This is a genomic window from Streptococcus caballi DSM 19004 (assembly GCF_000379985.1).
In the GTDB taxonomy this organism is placed as follows: Bacteria; Bacillota; Bacilli; order Lactobacillales; family Streptococcaceae; genus Streptococcus; species Streptococcus caballi.
The window spans coordinates 63488-83523 of record NZ_KB904063.1 but is presented as its reverse complement, the minus strand read 5'-3'; the positions used below and the strand labels follow the sequence as shown (position 1 = coordinate 83523).

Sequence of the window (20036 nt, the reverse complement as noted above, 5' to 3'; positions counted from 1 at the left end):
CTGAAATCATATTATTCTTTATTATACTTCATTTGTAAGGATTTAACAAGGATTTCAATTGCTTTTCATGTAAACTCTTACAAAACTCTTGAAATTTTTGAAAATCCTTGTTTTTTCAAAACATGGACCACTTATCCCTCCAAAATAACCACTTATTCCAAATTGATGGTTTTAGATGAGGTTTTAGGTTATACTACAATCAGAAAGGGGGAGGTTCTTATGAAGCTCCAATCTTCAAAAACATGACTATTCCTGAAACGCTGATTAAAATTTACACAGCGCAGCCTATTGACCACAAAACTCAGCAAGTGATTGACCTTGTCAAAGGCACAACTACTACGAATTATGTGCGTGCCTTTTGGATGGAAAAAATGTATTTCCTCCCTCCTAAGGATATTAGCCGCATTTATACAGATGGCAAAAAGGCCTGTCTGGAAACTACTGATAAAGTTTATACTAGCAAACTTCGCCTCTACCAACTAGAACAAGAACTCCCTGAAAATTTCGTCAGAATTTCACATAGCGAGATAGTGAATATAGACTACATTAAACGACTTAATCTCAATTTAAAAGGGACTATTGAAATTACTTTAACAACTGGACAAACCAGTTTTGTCTCTCGGCGTTCCTTGAAAAATGTTAAGAAAGCGCTGGGGGTTTAAAAGAAAGGAGAATCATCATGAAAACACTTAAAAAATTGATTGCCTACACCTTCATTGGCATGGGAATAGGTACACTGGCTAACTACTTGGCTAGTCTTATCATCGGAAAAGGATTTTTTCCTGCTGTCCCAGCTTTTCTAGAACAATTTCCAGATAAAACGACAGCTATTGGCGTTCAGCTGATGATTTTTGCAGGATTAGGCATTCTGCAAGGAATGGCTGGCTCTATTTTTAGCAAAGTTGATGCTAAGCGTAGCCTGCTAGCCTTAACAGGCATCCACTATGGACTAATCGTCTTGCCTCTACTGCTGGCTGGTTGGTACCTCAGATGGTTTTCACTTAATCTTCCTGCTTTCATAGGTTTCCTCCTCCTTATCAGCGGCGTTTATGGGGTTGTTTATCTCTTTAACTACCTAGCCATCAAAAAAGATATTCGAGAAATCAATACTAAGCTCGGTTAAGTTTTACAATCAATTCTACAAAAAACCATGTGAAATAATTGTTCCACATGGTTTTTAAAATAGTTATCTCTCCAATTTACAATGCTGCGCGCAGACGGGCCTCTGCATTTTCAACATTGCGGATAGAGCGTGGCAAAAAGGCACGAATGTCATCTTCCTTGTAACCAACTTGCAGACGCTTGTCGTCAATTAAAATTGGACTTTTTAAAATACGAGGGTTTTCCTGAATAAGGTCAATCACCTCACTAACACTCAAATCCTCAATATCGCAATTCAGAGCTTTTGCATAGCGATTTTTAGAAGAGACAATACTTTCAATCCCATTTTCAGTTTTAGTAAGGATTGCCATAATTTCGTCACGTGTTAAAGGTTCTTTTCCGAGATTCTGTTCTTTATAAGGGAGCTGATGAGCATTGAGCCAAGTCTTTGCTTTTTTGCAGCTTGTACAACTTGAAATCGTATAAATCTTAATCATGTTCACTCTCACTTTCTATCCCATGATAGTTACATTGTATCATAGTCCCTAAATTAGCGCATAGGTCTTTGGACCTATTTTTAAGCTCAATTTAGAAAAAATGTCAACTAAAAAGTTATTGACGCGATTTTTTCTACTAATCTAGCTAAAATCAGCCATGAAAAAAAGTCCCAAAGGACTTTTTCTGTGATTAATCTTCAATTTCAATGGCATCATCAAGGTCAAGAACAAGATCATCAGAAGCTTTCTCAACCTTATCTTGGTTTTGAGCTGCTTTTTCTTCTTCCGCTTCCTCAATCATACCAAAATGAACACGGACTTTATGGTCAATTTCGTCAAAGATTTCTGGATTATCAGCTAAGAATTTCTTAGCATTTTCAGACCCTTGACCAATTTTTTCATCGTTATATGAATACCAAGCACCTGCTTTTTTCACGATGTCTAGATCACTAGCGATACGGAGCAACTCACCCGTACGTGAAATTCCCTCACCATACATAATTTCCACAAAGGCTTCTTTGAATGGTGGCGCAACCTTGTTTTTAACAACCTTGATTTTTGTTTCTTTACCAACGTTGCTATCTTTTTGGTCACCAGTACCTTTGATTTGAGTATTTCCACGAACGTCTAAACGAACTGAGGCGTAAAATTTAAGAGCACGTCCACCAGGAGTTGTTTCTGGGTTACCAAACATAACCCCGACTTTTTCACGCAATTGGTTGATAAAGATCGCGATTGTCTTAGTTTTATTGATAGAAGCTGACAATTTACGCATGGCTTGACTCATCATACGCGCTTGCAAGCCAACGTGGCTGTCACCGATGTCACCATCGATTTCAGCACGGGGGACAAGAGCTGCAACCGAATCAACTACAACAAGGTCAACCGCACCTGAATCAATCAATTTACCAGCGATTTCAAGGCCCTGTTCTCCTGAGTCTGGTTGTGAGAGCAAGAGCTCATCGATATTGACTCCTAGTGCAGCTGCATAAGCAGGGTCAAGCGCATGCTCCGCATCAATAAAGGCAGCAATCCCACCTTCTTTTTGAGCTTGAGCAACGGCATGAAGAGCGACAGTTGTCTTACCTGAAGACTCTGGACCGTAGATTTCAATGATACGACCCTTAGGGTAGCCACCAGCGCCAAGAGCAATATCAAGAGCAAGCGAACCCGAGCTCATGACCTGTACTTTTTGTTCAGCGCGTTCACCTAGGCGCATGACAGCACCTTTCCCGAAGTCCTTTTCAATATTTTTTAAAGCATCATCCAGTGCTTTTTTGCGTTCGTCACCAAATTTTTTGGTGATTTCTTCTGTTTTCTTTGTCTTTTTAGCCAAATTATTTTCCTTTCTCTACTTGAGGTCTGTCCTAGTCATTATAGCAAATTTTAGTCTTTTAATAAAGCTTGACGTACCAGATTAAAAGCATGCAAAGTGGCGATATAACGGACATCTGAGCGGCTGCGTCCGCCTATGAGAAGCTTGATAGATGTAACACTATTACGGGTGGCAAGGCCTACGAAAACTGTTCCTGCTGGGTGTCCTTCCAATTTATCGGGACCTGCAACGCCAGTCAAGCCAATTCCAAAATCAGCGTCTGTCAAACGACGCGACTGCTCTGCCATTTTTTCAGCCGTAAAAGCCGAGACAACCCCATGTCTTTCCAAGTCTTCCAAAGGAATGCCCAACATTTTGGACTTCTCTTCTATGCTATAAGTCACGAACCCCCCATTGAAAACTTGCGAAGAACCTGAAAAATCTGCGATGCTGGCTTGAAAAAGCCCTGCGGTTAAACTTTCTGCTGCTGTAATTGTCTTATCTTGTTCTTTGAGCAGGTCAAAAGTCACACGCGCCAAGCTATTATCATCACCGTAAGCGTAGAACAAATCTTTCAGTGGTTGACCGTCTAAGGTTTTCAGTGCCAAAATCTTGGCTTCTAAGGCATCCAGCTTAATATCTGCAGTTTCTTGACTTTCTGCCTTGGTTGACAGGCGCAGAGTAACTTCACCTGTCTTGGCATAGGGTGCTAGGGTCGGGTCTGTCTGCCGGTCAATCAAGTTTTTCAAAACGGTCACCAACTGACTCTCACCAATACCAAAGAAACGCAACACACGCGAATAGAGACGTTGATCCTGAGCTAGGATTGGAATGAGACTTTCTAAAACCATAGGCTTAAGCTCACTTGGCGGACCAGGTAAGACGATATAGGTCACACCATCTACTTCTTGAATCCCCCCAACAGCAAGACCGGTCCTATTTTGCAAAGGAATGAAACCTTCAATAATCTGAGCTTGACGTTCATTATTAGGTGTTCTCACAAATTGGGGACGGGTGGCAAAAAAGTCATCCAAACGCTTGTTAGCCAAGCTGTCAAAAACAAGCGGTCTATCTAAGAACTTAGCCAGAGTCTGTTTGGTGAGGTCATCTTCGGTTGGACCAAGCCCTCCGCACAAGATAACCAGATTACTACGCTGGCTAGCTATGTCCAGAATAGACAGAAGACGCCCTTCATTGTCGCCAACTGCCGTTTGGAAAAAGACATCGATACCCAGCTCTGCACATTTCTCTGACAAGAATTGAGCATTGGTATTGACAATCTGACCCGTCAAAATCTCAGTTCCCACAGCAATAATTTCAGCTTTCATATAACCACCTACTTAATTATTCGCATTTGTGTCTTATTTTAACAAAAAAAGTAGCTTTTTTGCTACTTTTTTTGTACTTCTTACTGAAAAGCTCTGCTATTTTTTGTACACGGATCAAAACTATATCAAAGAACTAGCTTACTTTTAAGGAATCAGCGTCAAAAATTTGCGATTAGAGATAAATTCCCCAAAAATAAATAATAGAGCTAGGAGGCAACTTAACATTGTATATAATTATAAAATCACAGCTATGCTGATCTAATTCTAGGTAAGTCTTTATCTTAATACGCTCAGTTATAGTAATATGATGGTAGCTCATAGATTTCTCCCGTGTTCTGCTTAGTGTGGTTACTTACAGTTTACACGAGGTTGAACTCTGTGAGTTTTTTGGGTTGCATTATATTTTACAATTTATCTTTTATTAAATTACAAACTATAGACATTAAAAATAGAAATAGCGTACCTATCCAGTGATTTTTCATATAGTCAATGCCCGTAATTGATATAACTTTATAGCTATTTATATCAACTCCTAATGTCAATAGGAGCATCAAACTCAAAAGGTGTAGCTCAGGGAGACAATTCAAAATATATTGTCTCATTTTTCACTCCTTATCATTACTTATTTAATCAGCATATTAGCCTTTTGCTATGCAATATTTTGGTAAATTACAGACCACTTAGAGGAGCCTCTAGATAGATTAGCTGTTGTATGTTGTGACCGCGCCCAACACTCCCCACAGCATAAGTGTATGGGGCTTCTTTCGTCGTGCTAAGGCAACTGGTCTATGGGGTGGGTGAGATTTTGACAAAACTTATTAAAAAAAGCGAGTGAAAGCTTTTTGGGCCGTCTCTCCAACCTATGCCATCATTGATTCTCAAAGTGTGAAAACAGCGGATGCTGCAGAGAAGCGTGGTATTGATGGTGGTAAAAAATTAAGGGAAGGAAGCGCCACATCTTTGTTGATACGATGGGAAATCTTCTTGATATTGTGGTTCATGCAGCTAATATTCATGACACGAAATCAGGGATTTTAGCGGCTTGTCAAGTGATGGCTCAATACCCAACAATCAAGGCTTTTTCGGCAAATGCTAGTTATCGGAAAAGTTTTGAAAAGCTGGTGTCTACGGAGTTTCAGTGCCCAGTGGATATTTCTTTTAAGAAAATTTAAACGTTAGCAATTGATGCGATATTTATTACTTCATCTGCCAACTGCCAGATTTTTGGATTGTGAGTCGCAATAATAATAATTCTATGGTCATTCTTTAGTGATAATAACTTTTGCATAATATCCTCGGAGGTCTTAGGATCAAGAGAGGCTGTTGGTTCATCAGCTAAAATCAGAGGCGGATCTTTCAAAATGACCTTCGCCAAAGCTACACGCTGTGCTTCTCCTCCTGATAATTCAAAGACCTTTTGGGATAGGTCTAAGTAGTCTAAACCAACTTGACTTAATGCCTGCTTCTGCAAGGTCAATCGTTCTGTCTTGCCAACTTTTTTCCCTACCAAGCCTAGATCGAGATTTTCCTGAATGGTCTGACTTTCTAAAAGTCCAAAGTTCTGAAAAAGATAGCCTAATTCATGGCGGAAAAAGGACTGCGACTTCATCGTCTTCAAATCAACGCCGTCATAATATACTTGCCCACTATCATAAGATTCCAATTTAGCTAAGATATTTAATAAAGTAGTCTTGCCACAACCGCTGGAACCAATCAAGGCGTAAACTTTCCCATTTTCAAATGTTAAATTAGTTTCTGAAAAGAGTTTACGATGACCAAATGCTTTTGTAAGTTGTTCAATCAAAATCATCTCATTTTCCTTTCAATACCGTAACAGCCAAACGATTTTCAGCTGACAGCTGCCAAAGAAGAACAGCTAAAGCGCAACTTATAAAAATTACCAAAGATAAGAAACTGATTAAGAAGCGGTGACTCATAAAAACAACCGTTGCAAAACCAAGTAGTAAAACGAGCAACTGAGATAGTAGATAATTTCTGTGAATACTCATAAATGACATTCCAGAAATACGCTTAATGAAAATAAGTCGCCTAAATTGTTCAAAATAAAGTAGATTCATTGCATTAAACAGCAGTATGGAAGTCACTATACCGAGTACACTGCCTGCCACGGTACTAAAAACCTCCGATCGTATGTTATTGAGCTGTTTATAATACTGACCCTGACTGCTTTCAACATAAGAAATCCAAGGGTAGGTACCATATTGTTTCAGCAGAGCAAGGGTTTTATCATAATCATCAAAAAAGAGATAATAGCTGAGTGCATTATTCCAAAAAGCCTTAGCTTGTTTGCCGCTTCCTGTTGATATGGGCGTCAAGACTAGAAAAATGGGGGACACTAGATACTGTTGCGAAGCAATGGGTGTCTGGTTGAAGACAAAATAAGAACGGTCATCTGGCAAGTATGAAACAAGCGCCTGTGCTTTTTTTAGTCCTGTCAGTGTTTTAGAAAAATAGTTTTCATAAAGATTGGCATAATACTGACTTTGCTTTGATAATTTTTGAGGTAAAATTAAAGCAAACTCTCCCTCTTTTAGCTGCGCTAATTGCTCCACAGTAGCTGCAGGCAAGGTTATGTCTTGGTTCGTAAAATAGTTGGGGGTCACATAGAGTGTATTGCCCTCAGGAGCATAATCCGTCAACTTAGTACCTCCCATCGTCTGAGAACTCATCATGTAATTGGCAAAATTATGTTGAACTAGCATTGTTTCCTGATGGGCTACCCCTTCTTCAATCAAGTGATACCAGATTGTTGTACGGCGCTCCTGCTCTTTACTATTATTTTCTTGAAAGCCGCTAATGTTAAAGCCCAGATTAACCCAGTTTCCTTCTCTTTCCCAACTATGACTAGCTAGACTTTGCTCTTTCCATTCATGGCTATAAGTAGAAATACGACTGATGCTATTGCCAACAACCACTACTGCCAAAAATTGCCCCAGCAACATAAAAATAATTAAACGTCTTAGGGGGAGCTTTCCTTTTATAATTTCTATCAAACGTGTACTCTTAAGACTCAAAAGATAAACGAGGGTCAGTAAGAAAGACAAGAGGAACAAGAGCAGTATATAAAAAAGGGTTGCCGATAAAACCAAAACTATAAAATGGAATTCAAGTAGCCCTAAAATGGCCAGCAAGCCTGCTCCCAGTAGAGCTGATAGAACATAAGCCTGCAGTATTTGAACAAGATCCACCTTAGTTGTCGTGACCATGATTTCTAGCATACTCTGCCCAGAAATTAATCTGATTCCCGCAGACCGTAACGACCGAACCCGATAGATTAAGGTTAGGGCAGCAAAGGTCAAAAGGAAAATCAGCAGCGCCAGCAATTGTGCTCCCTTTGAGAGAGAGGTCACAAAAAATGTTATTGGATTGGATTGACTGCCATAGTCAACTGCCTGATAGCCTTGCTTATGTATTTCTGAAAGCAGCTCCTTTTTCGTCAAAGCTCCCTTGACAACGAGATAGCTATTAGCTAAGTCACTCTGCTCAGCACTTACTGATGAGGCTTGGGGTAATTCCTTGGGCAAGTCGCCATTACCATAGGTAACATAAGTAAAATTAGCCTTTCCCGACTTATGAGGCTCTGCAATACGTCTGGCAATAAGACTGTCTTTGCGCTTGGCTAATGATGTAAGAGCCGACTCAAAACTTTCACGAGAAGAGCTTTCTTTACGGTCTAATTTCCCCAAGACAGTCACTGACGGATAACTGGCATATCTTAGCTGGGGTGCGCGCTCAACAACTACCCACACAAAAAACACTGTCATAATAACGGTCGATAGCAAAACAAATAACCGCTTCATCTTGTGACCTCCTTATAAATCAAGAAGGAGCTGGTTGAGAAGCTCCTCCTGTGAATGTTTTATTTAACACCGCAATTAAAATATGCGACTTCCCCTACACTAGTATTTATGAAGGCATAAGATGTTGCATTAGGGCCCTTTTCACTATAACTAGCTCTTGAATCACTAGCTCTAACAACATTAGACCAATGACTTCTGCTTCTATGATAGTAGTTAGAAAATGCACCCCAGTTATTAGGATCATGGTGTCCTCCATACGACCAAACACCACCATAAATATTCTGCGCCGCTAAAACTCCAGGAGCAAATGATAAAGAAAGTAAAACAATCGTACAAACTTTTGCAAATTTATTCCTAATTTTCATGATAAACTCCCTTCAATACCTAAACAATCCAAAACATAAATAGTCACAACTATTTACATCACCTCTAAAATTTTAATATATCCATTGGTACAGTCCTCCCTACTGTATTTGTTATTACCAAGACCATGGCCAGCCGTTAATAATTATTACGAGGAACATTAAAAAGAGAAATAAACACTGATAACATCTATTTTTCATAATTTAGGTCTCTCCTTCCTCCCAATTAAATGATACAATAAAAGACAAGCCATCATGCAAATTGTGTAATATATTCACATTATTTTTCAAGGAGAATGTTATGCGTTGGGATTTTGGAAAAGTTTATAAGGAAATTAGAGTATCTAAAGGTTTAACACAAAGACAAGTTTGCGGAGATATCATTTCTCGATCAACACTTGCTAAAATTGAAGGAGGGACTGTTGTCCCTAGCTTTGAAAATATGATTTTTCTGCTCAATCAAATCAATATGAGTCTAGAGGAATTCCGTTATATCTGTCACTATTATCAACCAAGTAAGAGGCAGCAAATTTTTGATCTTGCGGAAAATCATAGCTCTCTTACTGATAGTACTAACTTAATTAAACTGCAACAGCTATGTATCTCCTATCTTCATAACCATCATGATATCCCTATTGAACAATTACTTGATAGGGTAAACATTACTCTCCATGTTCGTGAACTTGGGGGCTATTCACAGGATAACGACTTTCAAACCCTCACGCAAAAAATTTGGACCTACCTTGAAAAACAAGATACTTGGTATGAAAATGACTTAAAGCTACTAAACTCCATCCTCTACTATTTTCCTTTAGACACCTTACCGAATATCAGCCAAAAAATCCTTGATAGTTTGACCAAGTACAAAAATTTTCACAGCATAAAAGCTAACCAACTGAATCTCCTCAATAATCTATCAACACTTTACCTCTACAATGAGCTCAAAAAAGACTGCGAGAAAATCACCTTAATGACGCTAGATTTAGCTAAAGGCCTCAAGCGCTACGACTCCCTTGGCTTTGCCCAAGTCCGTCTAGGCATCTGTCGCGGTGACGATGAGCTGATTGACAAGGGCATGACCCTTCTGCGGCTGACTGAGGAAAAGCAACTGCTAGAAACCCTTGAAAATGAAATTCAAAAATACCGTTGAGAGGTCTCAGCGGTATTTTTGCTCACAAAAAATTAGTTTTTATATCTTGATTTTCCTTGAGCCTTCTATTCGGTTGGCGCGTCTCACTTGCCTTTATCCAAGCATTTAACTATGGTTACGACATAGTAGTTACAGTTGTTGGTTATTCTAACTGAGTGATGTTTTCTAAGGATTGACGCAGCTGTTTGCTATCCATATCTCCCCTGTGGCGGCTAGCAGTTGTCTGCGGAGCAAAGCGTTATTCAAATTCTTCTTGACTCTGCTTAAGGTTTTTGACCCCTTCTGCTATATTGAGCGAAGCTACATTGTCCTTAGAAGGTACCTCCTACAACTGTCTCAGCAGGTTGGGCATCCTTAATCCCCCTAAAAACTTTAAATAGCTAGCCCAAGTTAAGATAGGCGACCTTTTTTCCAGTTACACATCGCTGACAGCTAAAATAGTGACCTGCAAAAAGAGAGACAAGTATCGGTTACAAAATCTACTTCCAACCACAGCTCAGTTCATGGTCATTGACCAGACCAGCTGCCTGCAAGAAAGAGTAGGTACAAACTGGGCCAACAAACTTGAAGCCTCGCTTTTTCAGATCCTTGGACAAGCGCTCAGACAGTTCCGTCTTGGATGGGGCTTGGCTGTAATCCTTGACAACGTTGTTAATTGGTGTAAACCCCACCCAAGACCAGATATAATGGTTAAAAGTGCCAAAATCTTTTTGGATTTTGAGAAAAGCTTGTGCATTATTACGCGTCGCATAAATCTTACTGCGGTTGCGGACAACAGCTGGATTTTGCAAAATAGCTTCCAGCTCCTCGTCAGTCATAGCAGCTACCTTGTCAATCTCATAGTTATGAAAAGCGGCCTTAAAAGCTGAGCGTTTATTAAGAATGGTCTCCCAAGACAAGCCAGCCTGATAAGTTTCCAAGCTCAACAATTCAAAGAGGGCACGCTCATCATGTAGCGGTCGCCCCCACTCCTCATCATGGTAGTCAACATAGAGTGGATTGTTCATTTTGACCCATGCACAACGGTTCATGTCGGTTCTCCTTTTAAATTTCAGCTGAGCACGCCCTACGAACTTTGCAAAATAGATAGTTTTTTAAGGACTGATTTCCTGTCATCTCCCTCTTAATTTTGCTGTGTTCGCTTAACAGGCTTTGCATCATCACTTCATAAGCATCTTGAGGCTTGAGCTGATGTATTTGTCAGCCGTCTCGTTAGTGCCTTCAAAGAAGGCGCGGACTTTCTTGAGCTCACTGGCTTTATAGCCTAGGGCCAAGAGGGCTTCCATGGCATCGTCCAGTTCTTGGTTGCCTGCTGGCGATGTCTTAGAGGCTTTACCATTTTCCACAGAAACCTCTACGAACTTACCAGCAAGATCCAGAACCATTTGTTGGGCTGTCTTCTTGCCGATTTTTGGGAACTTCATGAGGTACTTGATGTCGCTGTTGTCAATGGCGTTGACAAGTCCTTCGTTATCATCCACAGCGACAATGGCTAGCGCAGTTGTGGGTCCAATGCCAGACACCGATATCAAGTTGAGAAAGACAGCCTTTTCATCCTCTGAGTGGAAACCAAAGAGCAGTTGAGCGTCTTCACGCACCACATGATGCAGATAAATCTGCACCTCTTGATTGACACAATCTGTAAAGCTGTAAGGATTACCCACATTGATGGTGTAACCCAAGCCCCCAGCCTCCACCACGATATATTTGGCCGTAATCTTGGTTAACTTTCCTTTAATATAATCGTACATATTCAAAACTCCCTTTTCTTGCTTTCCCTATTGTACCAAAAAATCTGCACAGAGGCAGACTTAAGAATTTAGGACTAGTTTTTAGAAAATCAAGCTGCTGCATTTTTCAGTCCTTCTTTACTATATTCATTAGAGAAAATCGTTCTCCCCAAAATAAAGAAAGCATTCCTAGCACCAATAACTTTGGTATGTCAACCCTACTACGTGGGATATAATATTCAAAAAAAAAAAACAAAAGTAGGCTATACAACGAAGCACAGTTTACTCATAAGGTCTGGAAGACTTTTTGAGGTTAAAAATAGAGGAAACGTAATGTTCCTCACATCGTACATACAGCAAGCTGAAAGAAGATACAAAGCTTTTAGCAATCAACGGAAAATAGAAAATCTGATGCAAATGCACTAAGCATCTAGGAAGATTCATCTTTTTCCACAGCATAGTAGGCATGTTCAGCTATTAACGACGGATAGTTTTGCTTTTCAAAGAGCATTAATATTTACCTAGCTCACGCAGACTAGTATGATTTTCCTGAATGCGGCGGAACATTTTTTCCATATCAGCTTTGGTGAAGTTGACAAGAACTGGACGGCCATGTGGGCAGTTATAGGGATTTCTACACTGTGCCAACTGTATCAGTAGGTCACGGGCAGAATAATCATCCAAGGTATGATTGGCCTTGATGGATCGTTTACAAGACATCATAATAGCAAGCTCTGCGCGGTATTTTTTGACTGAAACGTCATTGGTCAGGAGCAGCATGTCACACATCTCGTAAACGCCTGACTCAATTTCCTCTTCCTTCATCCAAATGGGATGCTCGCGCAAGATAAAAGTATTGTCCCCATAAGGCTCAAGGTTGATGCCGACTTGATTGAGAAGGGGCATCTTCTCTTGAAGATTAAGGAAGTCAGCACCAGAAAACTCAAAGAGATAAGGAACCAGCAACTGCTGTAAAGAACTGTCAACCTCACCAATTTTATCACGGTAGTACTCATACTTGACACGCTCCTGTGCCGCATGTTGGTCAATGATATAAAGTCCACCATTACCTTGAGCAAAAAGATAAGTGCCATGCATCTGACCGAAGTAGTCTAATTCTGGAAAGTTTGACCGTTCTTCATTTTCTAGATGATCAACTAACTTATTAACCTTACTTTTATTTGAAAAATCAAATGCAGGATGCTCAAAGTCTTCTTCGATTACCCCTGCACGATTAGCATGTTTAACACTATTCTGCGGAGGTTTATTATCTAATCTCTTGACAGGATTGTCAACTTCAAACAGACTTGGTTGCTCATCCACCACTTCTGACTTCATAAAGAAATCACTACGCTCCTTGTCGTAATAGAGATTAGTCTGCTTGAGTGGTAAGGTCGTTTGTTGAGGCTTAGATTGACCTCGTGTGCTGGACTTAGCTAGATTTTCAAGAGCATCTGGAATCAAGTCCTGCTCGCGCAAACTTTCGGCAATAGCAGAGCTGATGAGATTCATAAGCTCACGTTCCTTAGAGATCCGAATTTCTTGCTTAGTTGGATGGACATTGACATCTGCCAAATAAGGGTCAATCTGAATATCAATAACCGCAATTGGAAAACGCCCCACCATGAGTTTTGAACCATAACCATCCAGAATAGCACGGTTGAGCAGAAAATTTTTAATATAGCGCCCATTGATGAGAATTGTAATATAATTGCGATTTGCCCGGGTTAACTCTGGCAAACTGACATAGCCAGACACCTCGAAATCAAGGTCACTACTTGAAATCTCAACCATCTTCTTAGCTGTCGTGAGTCCGTAAATACCGGCAATGGCCTGACGTAAGTCGCCAGTCCCTGCAGTTGTAGTCAAATCCCGCCCATCATTAATAAGTTTGAAGGCAATCTCAGGGTGTGCCATACTAAGACGATTTACCACATTAACGATATGGGCCAATTCAGCCTGCAATGACTTCATGTATTTGAGGCGGGCTGGTGTGTTGAAAAAGAGATCCTCAACCGTGATTTTAGTTCCAACAGGCGTCGAAACAGGCTCCTGCTGCTCAATCTTTCCACCATTGGCAACCAGCAGAGTTCCATGAACTTCATCAGCTGTTGCTGTTTTAATGGTAAACTTGCTAATGGAGGCGATAGACGGAATGGCCTCACCACGAAAACCAAGCGAACGGATCCTAAACAAATCGGCCTGCGTTTTAATTTTGCTGGTAGCGTGACGGCGCAAGCTCAGCGCCACATCATCTGCTGCAATCCCTTCACCATTATCTGTAACCTGAATCCTTTTAAGGCCAGATTCTTCAATCTCGATGGTAATCTGACTACTACCCGCATCAATCGAATTTTCGACCAACTCTTTGACTACACTAGCAGGCCGCTCAATGACCTCCCCAGCAGCAATTTGGTTAGCTAAAATTTCTGGCAGTTCAATGATTTTTGACATATCTTACCTCGCTTTATATTAAACATATTATATCATAAAAGACGGGAGAGGTTATACTAGACCTCGTCTCGTCTTTTTACTTGTAAATGATATTGTAAACAATGTAAAATATTCGTAAACAATTTTGTCAAAGCATCTTTTTCAATTCAAAGAGTGCGCTCATGGCTTCCATCGGGGTCAAATTCATGATATCAATTGCCTTTAGAGCATCAATAATCTCTTGATTGGCATCAGCAAACAAGGATAGTTGCTCAGTCATAGGTTCTGAAATCTCTAGTGAAGCCGATTTGAAATCCCCTTCTTGTAGAGGTAGCTGCACTGCACTAGCTTCTAGATTTTCAAGAATATGATCAGCCCGCATCAATAATTCTACTGGTAAGCCAGCAATTTTGGCCACATGAATCCCATAAGATTTGTCAGCTGGTCCATTCGCAATTTTATGTAGGAAGGTTACCTCACCAGCTTTCTCCAAGGTCGCCACATGAACATTGACAAGTCCTGTCAACTCATTTGATAAATCTGTCAACTCGTGATAATGGGTCGCAAACATGGTTTTAGCACCGATATGATTGTGAATATACTCAATAATAGATTGAGCTAATGCCATACCATCGTAGGTTGCTGTTCCGCGTCCCAACTCATCAAATAGGATAAGAGAGTTAACTGTTGCTCGCTTGATAGCCTGATTGGCCTCCATCATCTCAACCATAAAGGTTGATTGCCCTGAAATTAGGTCATCAGCTGCCCCAATACGTGTGAAAATCGCATCAAAAACAGGTAAATCAGCTGCTTCAGCCGCCACAAAAGAGCCCAGTTGTGCCATAATAACAGTCAAGGCTAATTGACGCATGTAGGTTGACTTCCCAGACATATTTGGCCCTGTAATCAATTGCATGCTCGTTTTGGAATCAAAAATAATTGTATTAGGGATGTATTCTTGAACCCCCATGACTTTTTCAACAACGGCGTGACGTCCATTTTCAATAGCGATCTCACGCTTGTCATTGAAACTTGGACGGACATAATGATTATTTTCTGCTACAACAGCTAAGCTCTGCAAGACATCAACAGTCGCAAGTCCCTTAGCCAGACTTTGCAACCTGTCAATGTAGCATTCCACTTGTGCTCGAATACGCATAAAAATATCATACTCCAAATCCGATGATTTCTCACGCGCTTCAAGCATTTCTCCCTCAATCTTGGCTAGCTCTGCTGTCCCAAAGCGTTCTGAATTTTTTAATGTTGCTTTTCTAAAGAAGTGATCTGGCACCAAGGACAAGTTTGAATTGGTCACGTGAAAATAATAGCCATCTTTTTTATTATAATCAATCTTCAGTGTGCTGATACCACTAGCTTCCCGCTCTTTAGCTTCAATTTCTGCAATCCAACTCGTTCCCTCGCGCATAACCTTACGGTACTTATCCAAGATTTCATCAAATCCTGATTTAATGATATTTCCCTCTGTAATGGCTGCTGGAGCATCTGGATTAATGGCTGAGCGTATCAGATTTTCTAATTCAGGCAAGGTGTCAAGATCGTTGACAAGGCTGTCAAGTTCTTCTGCATTAAAATTTTCTAAAATAGCTTTAATATACGGAACTTGTGACAGTGTGTGTCCAAGTTGAATGAGATCCTTAGGATTAGCTTTACCAAAAGACACTCGACTGGCAAGGCGCTCAATATCGTAAACACCTTTAAGGCTGTCTGATAAGTCGCTACGTTCAAAGAAATGATCTAAGAAAACCTGAATGATACTTTGTCGCTCTAAAATAGCTTCTAAACTAACCAAGGGTCTGTCAATCCAAGTGCGCAACAAGCGCATTCCCATTGCGGTTTTAGTTTCATCTAATAACCAAAATAGACTACCATGCTTCTTACCTGTTCTGGCATTTTCCAGCAAATCAAGACTTGACTTAGTTGCGTAAGACATCTGTAAATAATCTTTAATTTCATAGTGCTGAACTTTTTGTAAATGGCTGAGCTCACGTTTTTGCGTCTTATGAACATAGCATAGCAATTTTTCAGCCGCAGAAATTTCCAAGCTGGTTAAGTTGCTGTCAATAAGATGAACATCTGTATAATGTTCCTTTTCAAAAGATAGTAAAATATTCATCTGCTTGACTAGGACTTCTTCATCTGCTGCTGCTAAATCATAACCTACCACTACTTCACGAGCTTTTAAATTCATAATTTCACTGCGAACAGCTGTAAAATCTGACAAGTTAGTGGCAAAGAATTCTCCTGTTGACACATCCATATAAGCCAGACCAAAGGTCTGACCATCTGAATCAACGGCAACCAGAAAATTATTAGCACTATCTGGCCTAGTCGAATCAACTGCTGTTCCTGGAGTGATAACCTGAACAACTTCACGTTTGACAACACCAACAGCAGTCTTAGGATCCTCCATTTGTTCTGCGATAGCAACTTTGTATCCCATGTCAACTAGGACGTCAATGTACTGTTGGGCAGAATGATAAGGTACACCCGCCATCGGAATGGGATTTTCAGCATTTTTATTACGGCTGGTCAGGGCAATTTCTAAGATCTGCGCTGCCTTAGTTGCATCTTCATAAAATAGTTCATAGAAATCCCCCATGCGGAAAAGCAAAAAAGCATCTGGATAATCTTTTTTGATATCCAAATACTGTTGCATTCCTGGAGAAATTTTGTCATTTGCCATCTCTTAACTCCTTATTTATCTTGTCTTCTAAGGTCTTAGTGATGTATTGCAATAGGTCACTTGCATCCTGCATTTTATCACGATAATCTTGAACAATTGGCATTTGTGAGAGTTGATCTTTGATTTGTTCTGCTTGATTACCTGCTGCTTGAGCTGCTCTTGTTTTTTCAATTTTTTTCAAGAGAACTTCTTCCTGCTGATAGGCTTTCATATCATGAGCCAGATACTCTAGTTCTGACAATTGCTTGACTTTTTGCTCAATTATTTGAAATTCTTTGACACTATCGTGACTTCTGATCGCTTTAACTAGCTGCTTGACAGCATCTTCATAGTTTGTCATAGGTCAGCTGATAAATCTTGCTCAAAAACTTTGGCGGTATCTTCATCTTTGCAGATGACTAGCAAGGTATCCGCGCCAGCTATTGTCCCCAAAACCTCAGGGTTATCATCACTATCAATCAAGTTTGCCAGCACGTCTGCCTCTCCCAAGTTAGTATGTAGAACCAACATAAAGCCAGCACGAGCCACTTTTAAAATATAGGAGCGTACTGTCGCATCAAAATGCTTGGTGACAGGCTCTGATAGACGATAATAGAGTTTGCCATCAGAATCGCGCAATTTGAGAAGACCAATTTCACGTAAATCTCGTGAAAGTGTAGCCTGAGTAACAGCAATACCATCATCTAAAAGATGATTTTTGATTTCCTCTTGAGTGCTAATGTGACCTTCCTGAATCAATCTTTTAATCTTATTTTGACGATTTATTTTGTTCATTCACTATTCCTCATTGTATATTTATCCTTAAAATTATACCAAAAAATAGGAGCTTTTTCATCCATTTTTGATTAACTTAGCTATATGAGTTGGTCGGAAAATCAGCCTCATGCGACTGTATATTTTATCATTCTTCTCTCGTTTATTTTACAGAAATATGATAAAATAATATGAACTATGCCTATGAGGAGAAACTAATGAATACTAAACAAATAATTGCAGAAAAAATGGCTACTCTTGTTCCAGAACTTGATCAAGAGACTATTTTGAATCTGCTAGAAACACCGAAAAATTCTGACATGGGGGACCTTGCCTTTCCTGTTTTTTCTTTAGCAAAGGTGCTACGCAAGGCCCCACAATTGATTGCAGCTGAACTAGCCGAAAAAATTGATGCTAGCAACTTTGAAAAAGTAGAGGCTGTCGGTCCTTACATCAACTTTTTCTTGGACAAAGCCAGCATATCAAGCCAAGTCTTAAGTCAAGTTATTACTGCTGGTTCTGATTATGCTGCGCAAACTATCGGACAAGGTCACAACGTAGCTATTGATATGTCTAGTCCAAATATCGCTAAACCATTTTCAATCGGACACCTCCGTTCAACTGTTATTGGAGATAGTTTGGCAAATATTTTTGAAAAAATTGGTTATAAAGCCGTTAAAATCAATCACTTAGGTGACTGGGGCAAACAGTTTGGAATGCTGATTGTTGCCTATAAAAAATGGGGCAATAAAGAAGCAGTCAAAGCTCACCCAATCAACGAGTTGTTAAAGCTCTATGTCCGTATCAACGCCGAGGCCGAAGAACATCCAGAACTTGACGAAGAAGCCCGTGACTGGTTCCGCAAGTTAGAAGCTGGCGATGAAGAAGCCATGGTACTTTGGCAATGGTTCCGCGATGAGAGTCTAGTTGAATTCAATCGTCTCTATGACGAACTGGATGTCACCTTTGATAGTTACAACGGTGAAGCTTTCTACAATGATAAGATGGATGAAGTTGTCAACATCTTGACAGAAAAAGGGTTGCTACAAGAATCTCAGGGCGCACAAGTTGTCAACCTTGAAAAATATGGCATTGAACACCCAGCTCTTATTAAAAAATCTGATGGTGCTACGCTTTACATTACACGTGACCTTGCTGCTGCCCTCTACCGCAAACGCACTTACAATTTTGCTAAAGCAATTTATGTCGTAGGAAATGAGCAGTCAGCCCACTTTAAACAACTTAAAGCTGTCCTCAATGAAATGGGCTACGCTTGGTCAGACGATATAACTCATGTTCCATTTGGATTGGTTACTAAAGAAGGCAAAAAATTGTCAACCCGCAAAGGAAATGTCATCTTACTTGAACCAACGATTGCTGAAGCCATTAACCGTGCACAGACTCAGATCGATGGTAAAAATCCAAATCTTTCCAACAAAGAAGCAGTCGCCCACGCTGTGGGAGTTGGAGCTATCAAATTCTATGATTTGAAAACAGACCGCCTCAATGGATATGACTTTGACTTAGAAGCTATGGTTTCCTTTGAAGGCGAAACGGGACCTTACGTTCAATACGCTCACGCTCGTATCCAATCTATCCTACGTAAGGCAGACTTTACACCTTCCGTCAATCAAGTTTACAGTCTAAATGATGCAGAAAGCTGGGAAATCATCAAACTCATCCAAGACTTTCCTCGCATTATCATCCGCGCCGCTGATAATTTTGAACCTTCAATCGTTGCGAAATTTGCTATCCGCCTAGCTCAAGCCTTCAATAAATATTATGCTCATACACGCATTTTAGACGAAAATCCTGAACGCGATAGCCGCTTAGCACTCAGCTACGCGACAGCAACTGTATTAAAAGAAGCTCTTCGTCTCCTAGGCGTAGAAGCTCCAGACGAAATGTAAATTTATCAATACTATAGTAAAAGCCATCTCGCTTGAGACGGCTTTTTATTTATCATAATTTTTACGCCTAATCTTAAAATCTGATGAAATGACCTCATCAACATCAATAATAGAAATAAAGGCATCAGGATCAATCTGGGCTAAAATTCCTTTAACATCTCGAACTTCCTGTGGGTTAAGAACAACATACATCACCTCAGTATCCATACCCGAGTAAGCTCCTTGCCCATGTAGGTAGGTGACGCCTCGATTAATTTCTTTAAGGATCTTGGATGCAGCTTCCTCTGAATGACGTGTAATAATAATCATACCACGCACTGTATAGCCACCATTTTGAACAATGGTCAATACTTGACTAAAGACAAAACTGGCGATCAACGTATAAAGCATATGCTGCAAATCAATATAGGACAAGGAAGCCAATAAAACTAGGGCATCAACGAATAGCAGTGTTTGACCGACTTTAAAACCAGACTTTTCTTCGACTACACGTGCAATAATATCTGTACCACCAGTTGTTGCACCAAAGCGAAAAACTAAGCCACTCCCTGCACCAGAAAACAGGCCAGCCATAAAAGCGACTAGCATCATATCACCTTTTAAGGGAACCTGAATAGGAACTTGCTGCCAAAGCCAGATAAAAACAGACATAACAACTGTACCGTAGATGGTCAGCGCCAGCGATTTCTTCCCTAAAACTCTAGCTCCCAAAATGAAAAGCGGAATATTTAAAACTAAAGACGAATAAGCTGGATTGATTCTTAATAGGGAATTAAGAATCAAGGTGATACCTGCAATTCCTCCTTCAGCCAAGTGATTAGTCATGTTAAATTTGACAAAACCAAAAGTGTAGATTGCAATACCTATGGCAATTAGGAACAATTCTTTTACCTGAGTAATATTTTCTTTCCTTGACATTTTATTCTCCTCAA

Annotated in this window: 17 protein-coding genes and 1 pseudogene; 5 read left to right on the top strand and 13 right to left on the bottom strand. The window is 40.1% G+C overall.

What is annotated here, in order from left to right; translation table 11 throughout:
• The first annotated feature begins 242 nt into the window (after positions 1 to 242).
• Entirely contained in the window at positions 243 to 662 is a 420-nt protein-coding gene (locus A3GS_RS0101625; protein WP_018363682.1) for a LytTR family DNA-binding domain-containing protein, read from the top strand.
• Between the two features lie 17 nt (positions 663 to 679).
• Positions 680 to 1123, top strand: coding sequence for a DUF3021 domain-containing protein (locus A3GS_RS0101620; RefSeq protein ID WP_018363681.1), 444 nt, complete (start codon positions 680 to 682; stop codon positions 1121 to 1123).
• Between the two features lie 76 nt (positions 1124 to 1199).
• On the opposite strand, the gene spx is transcribed toward A3GS_RS0101620, so the two are convergent.
• The 3 genes from spx to A3GS_RS0101605 form a co-directional block, all read right to left on the bottom strand.
• Entirely contained in the window at positions 1200 to 1598 is a 399-nt protein-coding gene (gene spx, locus A3GS_RS0101615) for a transcriptional regulator Spx (protein ID WP_018363680.1), read from the bottom strand.
• Between the two features lie 190 nt (positions 1599 to 1788).
• Positions 1789 to 2934 (bottom strand): recombinase RecA, encoded by a 1146-nt coding sequence (gene recA, locus A3GS_RS0101610; RefSeq protein ID WP_018363679.1) that lies wholly within the window; start codon positions 2932 to 2934, stop codon positions 1789 to 1791.
• Positions 2935 to 2984: 50 nt separating this feature from the next.
• Positions 2985 to 4241, bottom strand: coding sequence for a competence/damage-inducible protein A (locus A3GS_RS0101605; RefSeq protein WP_018363678.1), 1257 nt, complete (start codon positions 4239 to 4241; stop codon positions 2985 to 2987).
• 864 nt (positions 4242 to 5105) lie between these two features.
• Here A3GS_RS0101605 and A3GS_RS13005 point away from each other — a divergent pair.
• A pseudogene (locus A3GS_RS13005) lies at positions 5106 to 5261 on the top strand (transposase); the annotation flags it as partial.
• Positions 5262 to 5409: 148 nt separating this feature from the next.
• On the opposite strand, the gene A3GS_RS0101590 reads toward A3GS_RS13005, so the two are convergent.
• The 3 genes from A3GS_RS0101590 to A3GS_RS12145 are packed head-to-tail and all read right to left on the bottom strand — an operon-like array spanning position 5410 to position 8427.
• Positions 5410 to 6051, bottom strand: coding sequence for an ABC transporter ATP-binding protein (locus A3GS_RS0101590; RefSeq protein WP_018363675.1), 642 nt, complete (start codon positions 6049 to 6051; stop codon positions 5410 to 5412).
• A gap of 1 nt (position 6052) precedes the next feature.
• Entirely contained in the window at positions 6053 to 8062 is a 2010-nt protein-coding gene (locus A3GS_RS0101585) for a DUF1430 domain-containing protein (protein ID WP_018363674.1), read from the bottom strand.
• 59 nt (positions 8063 to 8121) lie between these two features.
• A complete protein-coding gene (locus A3GS_RS12145; protein WP_083901860.1) occupies positions 8122 to 8427 on the bottom strand; it encodes a lactococcin 972 family bacteriocin in 306 nt (101 codons plus the stop codon).
• Between the two features lie 298 nt (positions 8428 to 8725).
• Here A3GS_RS12145 and A3GS_RS0101575 point away from each other — a divergent pair, with 298 nt between their 5' ends.
• The gene (locus tag A3GS_RS0101575; RefSeq protein WP_018363672.1) at positions 8726 to 9574 is read left to right on the top strand and encodes a helix-turn-helix domain-containing protein; all 849 of its coding nucleotides are present in this window, start codon (positions 8726 to 8728) and stop codon (positions 9572 to 9574) included.
• 479 nt (positions 9575 to 10053) lie between these two features.
• On the opposite strand, the gene A3GS_RS0101570 is transcribed toward A3GS_RS0101575, so the two are convergent.
• The 6 genes from A3GS_RS0101570 to argR all read right to left on the bottom strand — a co-directional run bounded on the left by A3GS_RS0101570 (position 10054) and on the right by argR (position 17215).
• On the bottom strand, positions 10054 to 10605 hold the full coding sequence (locus A3GS_RS0101570) for a DNA-3-methyladenine glycosylase I (protein ID WP_018363671.1): 552 nt from the start codon (positions 10603 to 10605) through the stop codon (positions 10054 to 10056).
• A gap of 129 nt (positions 10606 to 10734) precedes the next feature.
• Entirely contained in the window at positions 10735 to 11325 is a 591-nt protein-coding gene (gene ruvA / locus A3GS_RS0101565) for a Holliday junction branch migration protein RuvA (protein WP_018363670.1), read from the bottom strand.
• A 489-nt stretch (positions 11326 to 11814) separates the two neighbouring features.
• Positions 11815 to 13758 (bottom strand): DNA mismatch repair endonuclease MutL, encoded by a 1944-nt coding sequence (gene mutL / locus A3GS_RS0101560; protein WP_018363669.1) that lies wholly within the window; start codon positions 13756 to 13758, stop codon positions 11815 to 11817.
• A gap of 127 nt (positions 13759 to 13885) precedes the next feature.
• On the bottom strand, positions 13886 to 16441 hold the full coding sequence (gene mutS / locus A3GS_RS0101555) for a DNA mismatch repair protein MutS (protein ID WP_018363668.1): 2556 nt from the start codon (positions 16439 to 16441) through the stop codon (positions 13886 to 13888).
• Positions 16431 to 16781: a YlbF family regulator gene (locus tag A3GS_RS0101550; protein WP_018363667.1), complete on the bottom strand. Its 351-nt coding sequence runs from the start codon at positions 16779 to 16781 to the stop codon at positions 16431 to 16433. Before A3GS_RS0101550 ends, mutS begins: the two co-directional genes overlap by 11 nt.
• Positions 16778 to 17215, bottom strand: coding sequence for an arginine repressor (gene argR, locus A3GS_RS0101545; protein WP_018363666.1), 438 nt, complete (start codon positions 17213 to 17215; stop codon positions 16778 to 16780). The genes A3GS_RS0101550 and argR overlap by 4 nt, the downstream gene beginning before the upstream one ends.
• A 197-nt stretch (positions 17216 to 17412) precedes the next feature.
• Here argR and argS point away from each other — a divergent pair, with 197 nt between their 5' ends.
• Positions 17413 to 19104 (top strand): arginine--tRNA ligase, encoded by a 1692-nt coding sequence (gene argS / locus A3GS_RS0101540; protein ID WP_018363665.1) that lies wholly within the window; start codon positions 17413 to 17415, stop codon positions 19102 to 19104.
• Between the two features lie 45 nt (positions 19105 to 19149).
• Here argS and A3GS_RS0101535 read toward each other — a convergent pair whose 3' ends face one another.
• Positions 19150 to 20022 carry a YitT family protein gene (locus A3GS_RS0101535; protein ID WP_018363664.1) on the bottom strand — a complete coding sequence of 291 codons (873 nt, stop codon included), beginning with the start codon at positions 20020 to 20022 and terminating at the stop codon, positions 19150 to 19152.
• Between the last annotated feature and the right edge of the window lie 14 nt (positions 20023 to 20036).

What these genes read in the sequence shown, in the direction of transcription:
- argR (WP_018363666.1), bottom strand. Translation starts at nt 17,215, where the DNA reads ATGAACAAAATAAATCGTCAAAATAAGATTAAAAGATTGATTCAGGAA.
- A3GS_RS0101605 (WP_018363678.1), bottom strand. Translation starts at nt 4,241, where the DNA reads ATGAAAGCTGAAATTATTGCTGTGGGAACTGAGATTTTGACGGGTCAG.
- ruvA (WP_018363670.1), bottom strand. Translation starts at nt 11,325, where the DNA reads ATGTACGATTATATTAAAGGAAAGTTAACCAAGATTACGGCCAAATAT.
- A3GS_RS0101625 (WP_018363682.1), top strand. Translation starts at nt 243, where the DNA reads ATGACTATTCCTGAAACGCTGATTAAAATTTACACAGCGCAGCCTATT.
- A3GS_RS0101550 (WP_018363667.1), bottom strand. Translation starts at nt 16,781, where the DNA reads ATGACAAACTATGAAGATGCTGTCAAGCAGCTAGTTAAAGCGATCAGA.
- spx (WP_018363680.1), bottom strand. Translation starts at nt 1,598, where the DNA reads ATGATTAAGATTTATACGATTTCAAGTTGTACAAGCTGCAAAAAAGCA.
- A3GS_RS0101575 (WP_018363672.1), top strand. Translation starts at nt 8,726, where the DNA reads ATGCGTTGGGATTTTGGAAAAGTTTATAAGGAAATTAGAGTATCTAAA.
- mutS (WP_018363668.1), bottom strand. Translation starts at nt 16,441, where the DNA reads ATGGCAAATGACAAAATTTCTCCAGGAATGCAACAGTATTTGGATATC.
- argS (WP_018363665.1), top strand. Translation starts at nt 17,413, where the DNA reads ATGAATACTAAACAAATAATTGCAGAAAAAATGGCTACTCTTGTTCCA.
- A3GS_RS0101585 (WP_018363674.1), bottom strand. Translation starts at nt 8,062, where the DNA reads ATGAAGCGGTTATTTGTTTTGCTATCGACCGTTATTATGACAGTGTTT.
- mutL (WP_018363669.1), bottom strand. Translation starts at nt 13,758, where the DNA reads ATGTCAAAAATCATTGAACTGCCAGAAATTTTAGCTAACCAAATTGCT.
- A3GS_RS0101620 (WP_018363681.1), top strand. Translation starts at nt 680, where the DNA reads ATGAAAACACTTAAAAAATTGATTGCCTACACCTTCATTGGCATGGGA.
- A3GS_RS0101570 (WP_018363671.1), bottom strand. Translation starts at nt 10,605, where the DNA reads ATGAACCGTTGTGCATGGGTCAAAATGAACAATCCACTCTATGTTGAC.
- A3GS_RS12145 (WP_083901860.1), bottom strand. Translation starts at nt 8,427, where the DNA reads ATGAAAATTAGGAATAAATTTGCAAAAGTTTGTACGATTGTTTTACTT.
- A3GS_RS0101590 (WP_018363675.1), bottom strand. Translation starts at nt 6,051, where the DNA reads ATGATTTTGATTGAACAACTTACAAAAGCATTTGGTCATCGTAAACTC.
- A3GS_RS0101535 (WP_018363664.1), bottom strand. Translation starts at nt 20,022, where the DNA reads ATGTCAAGGAAAGAAAATATTACTCAGGTAAAAGAATTGTTCCTAATT.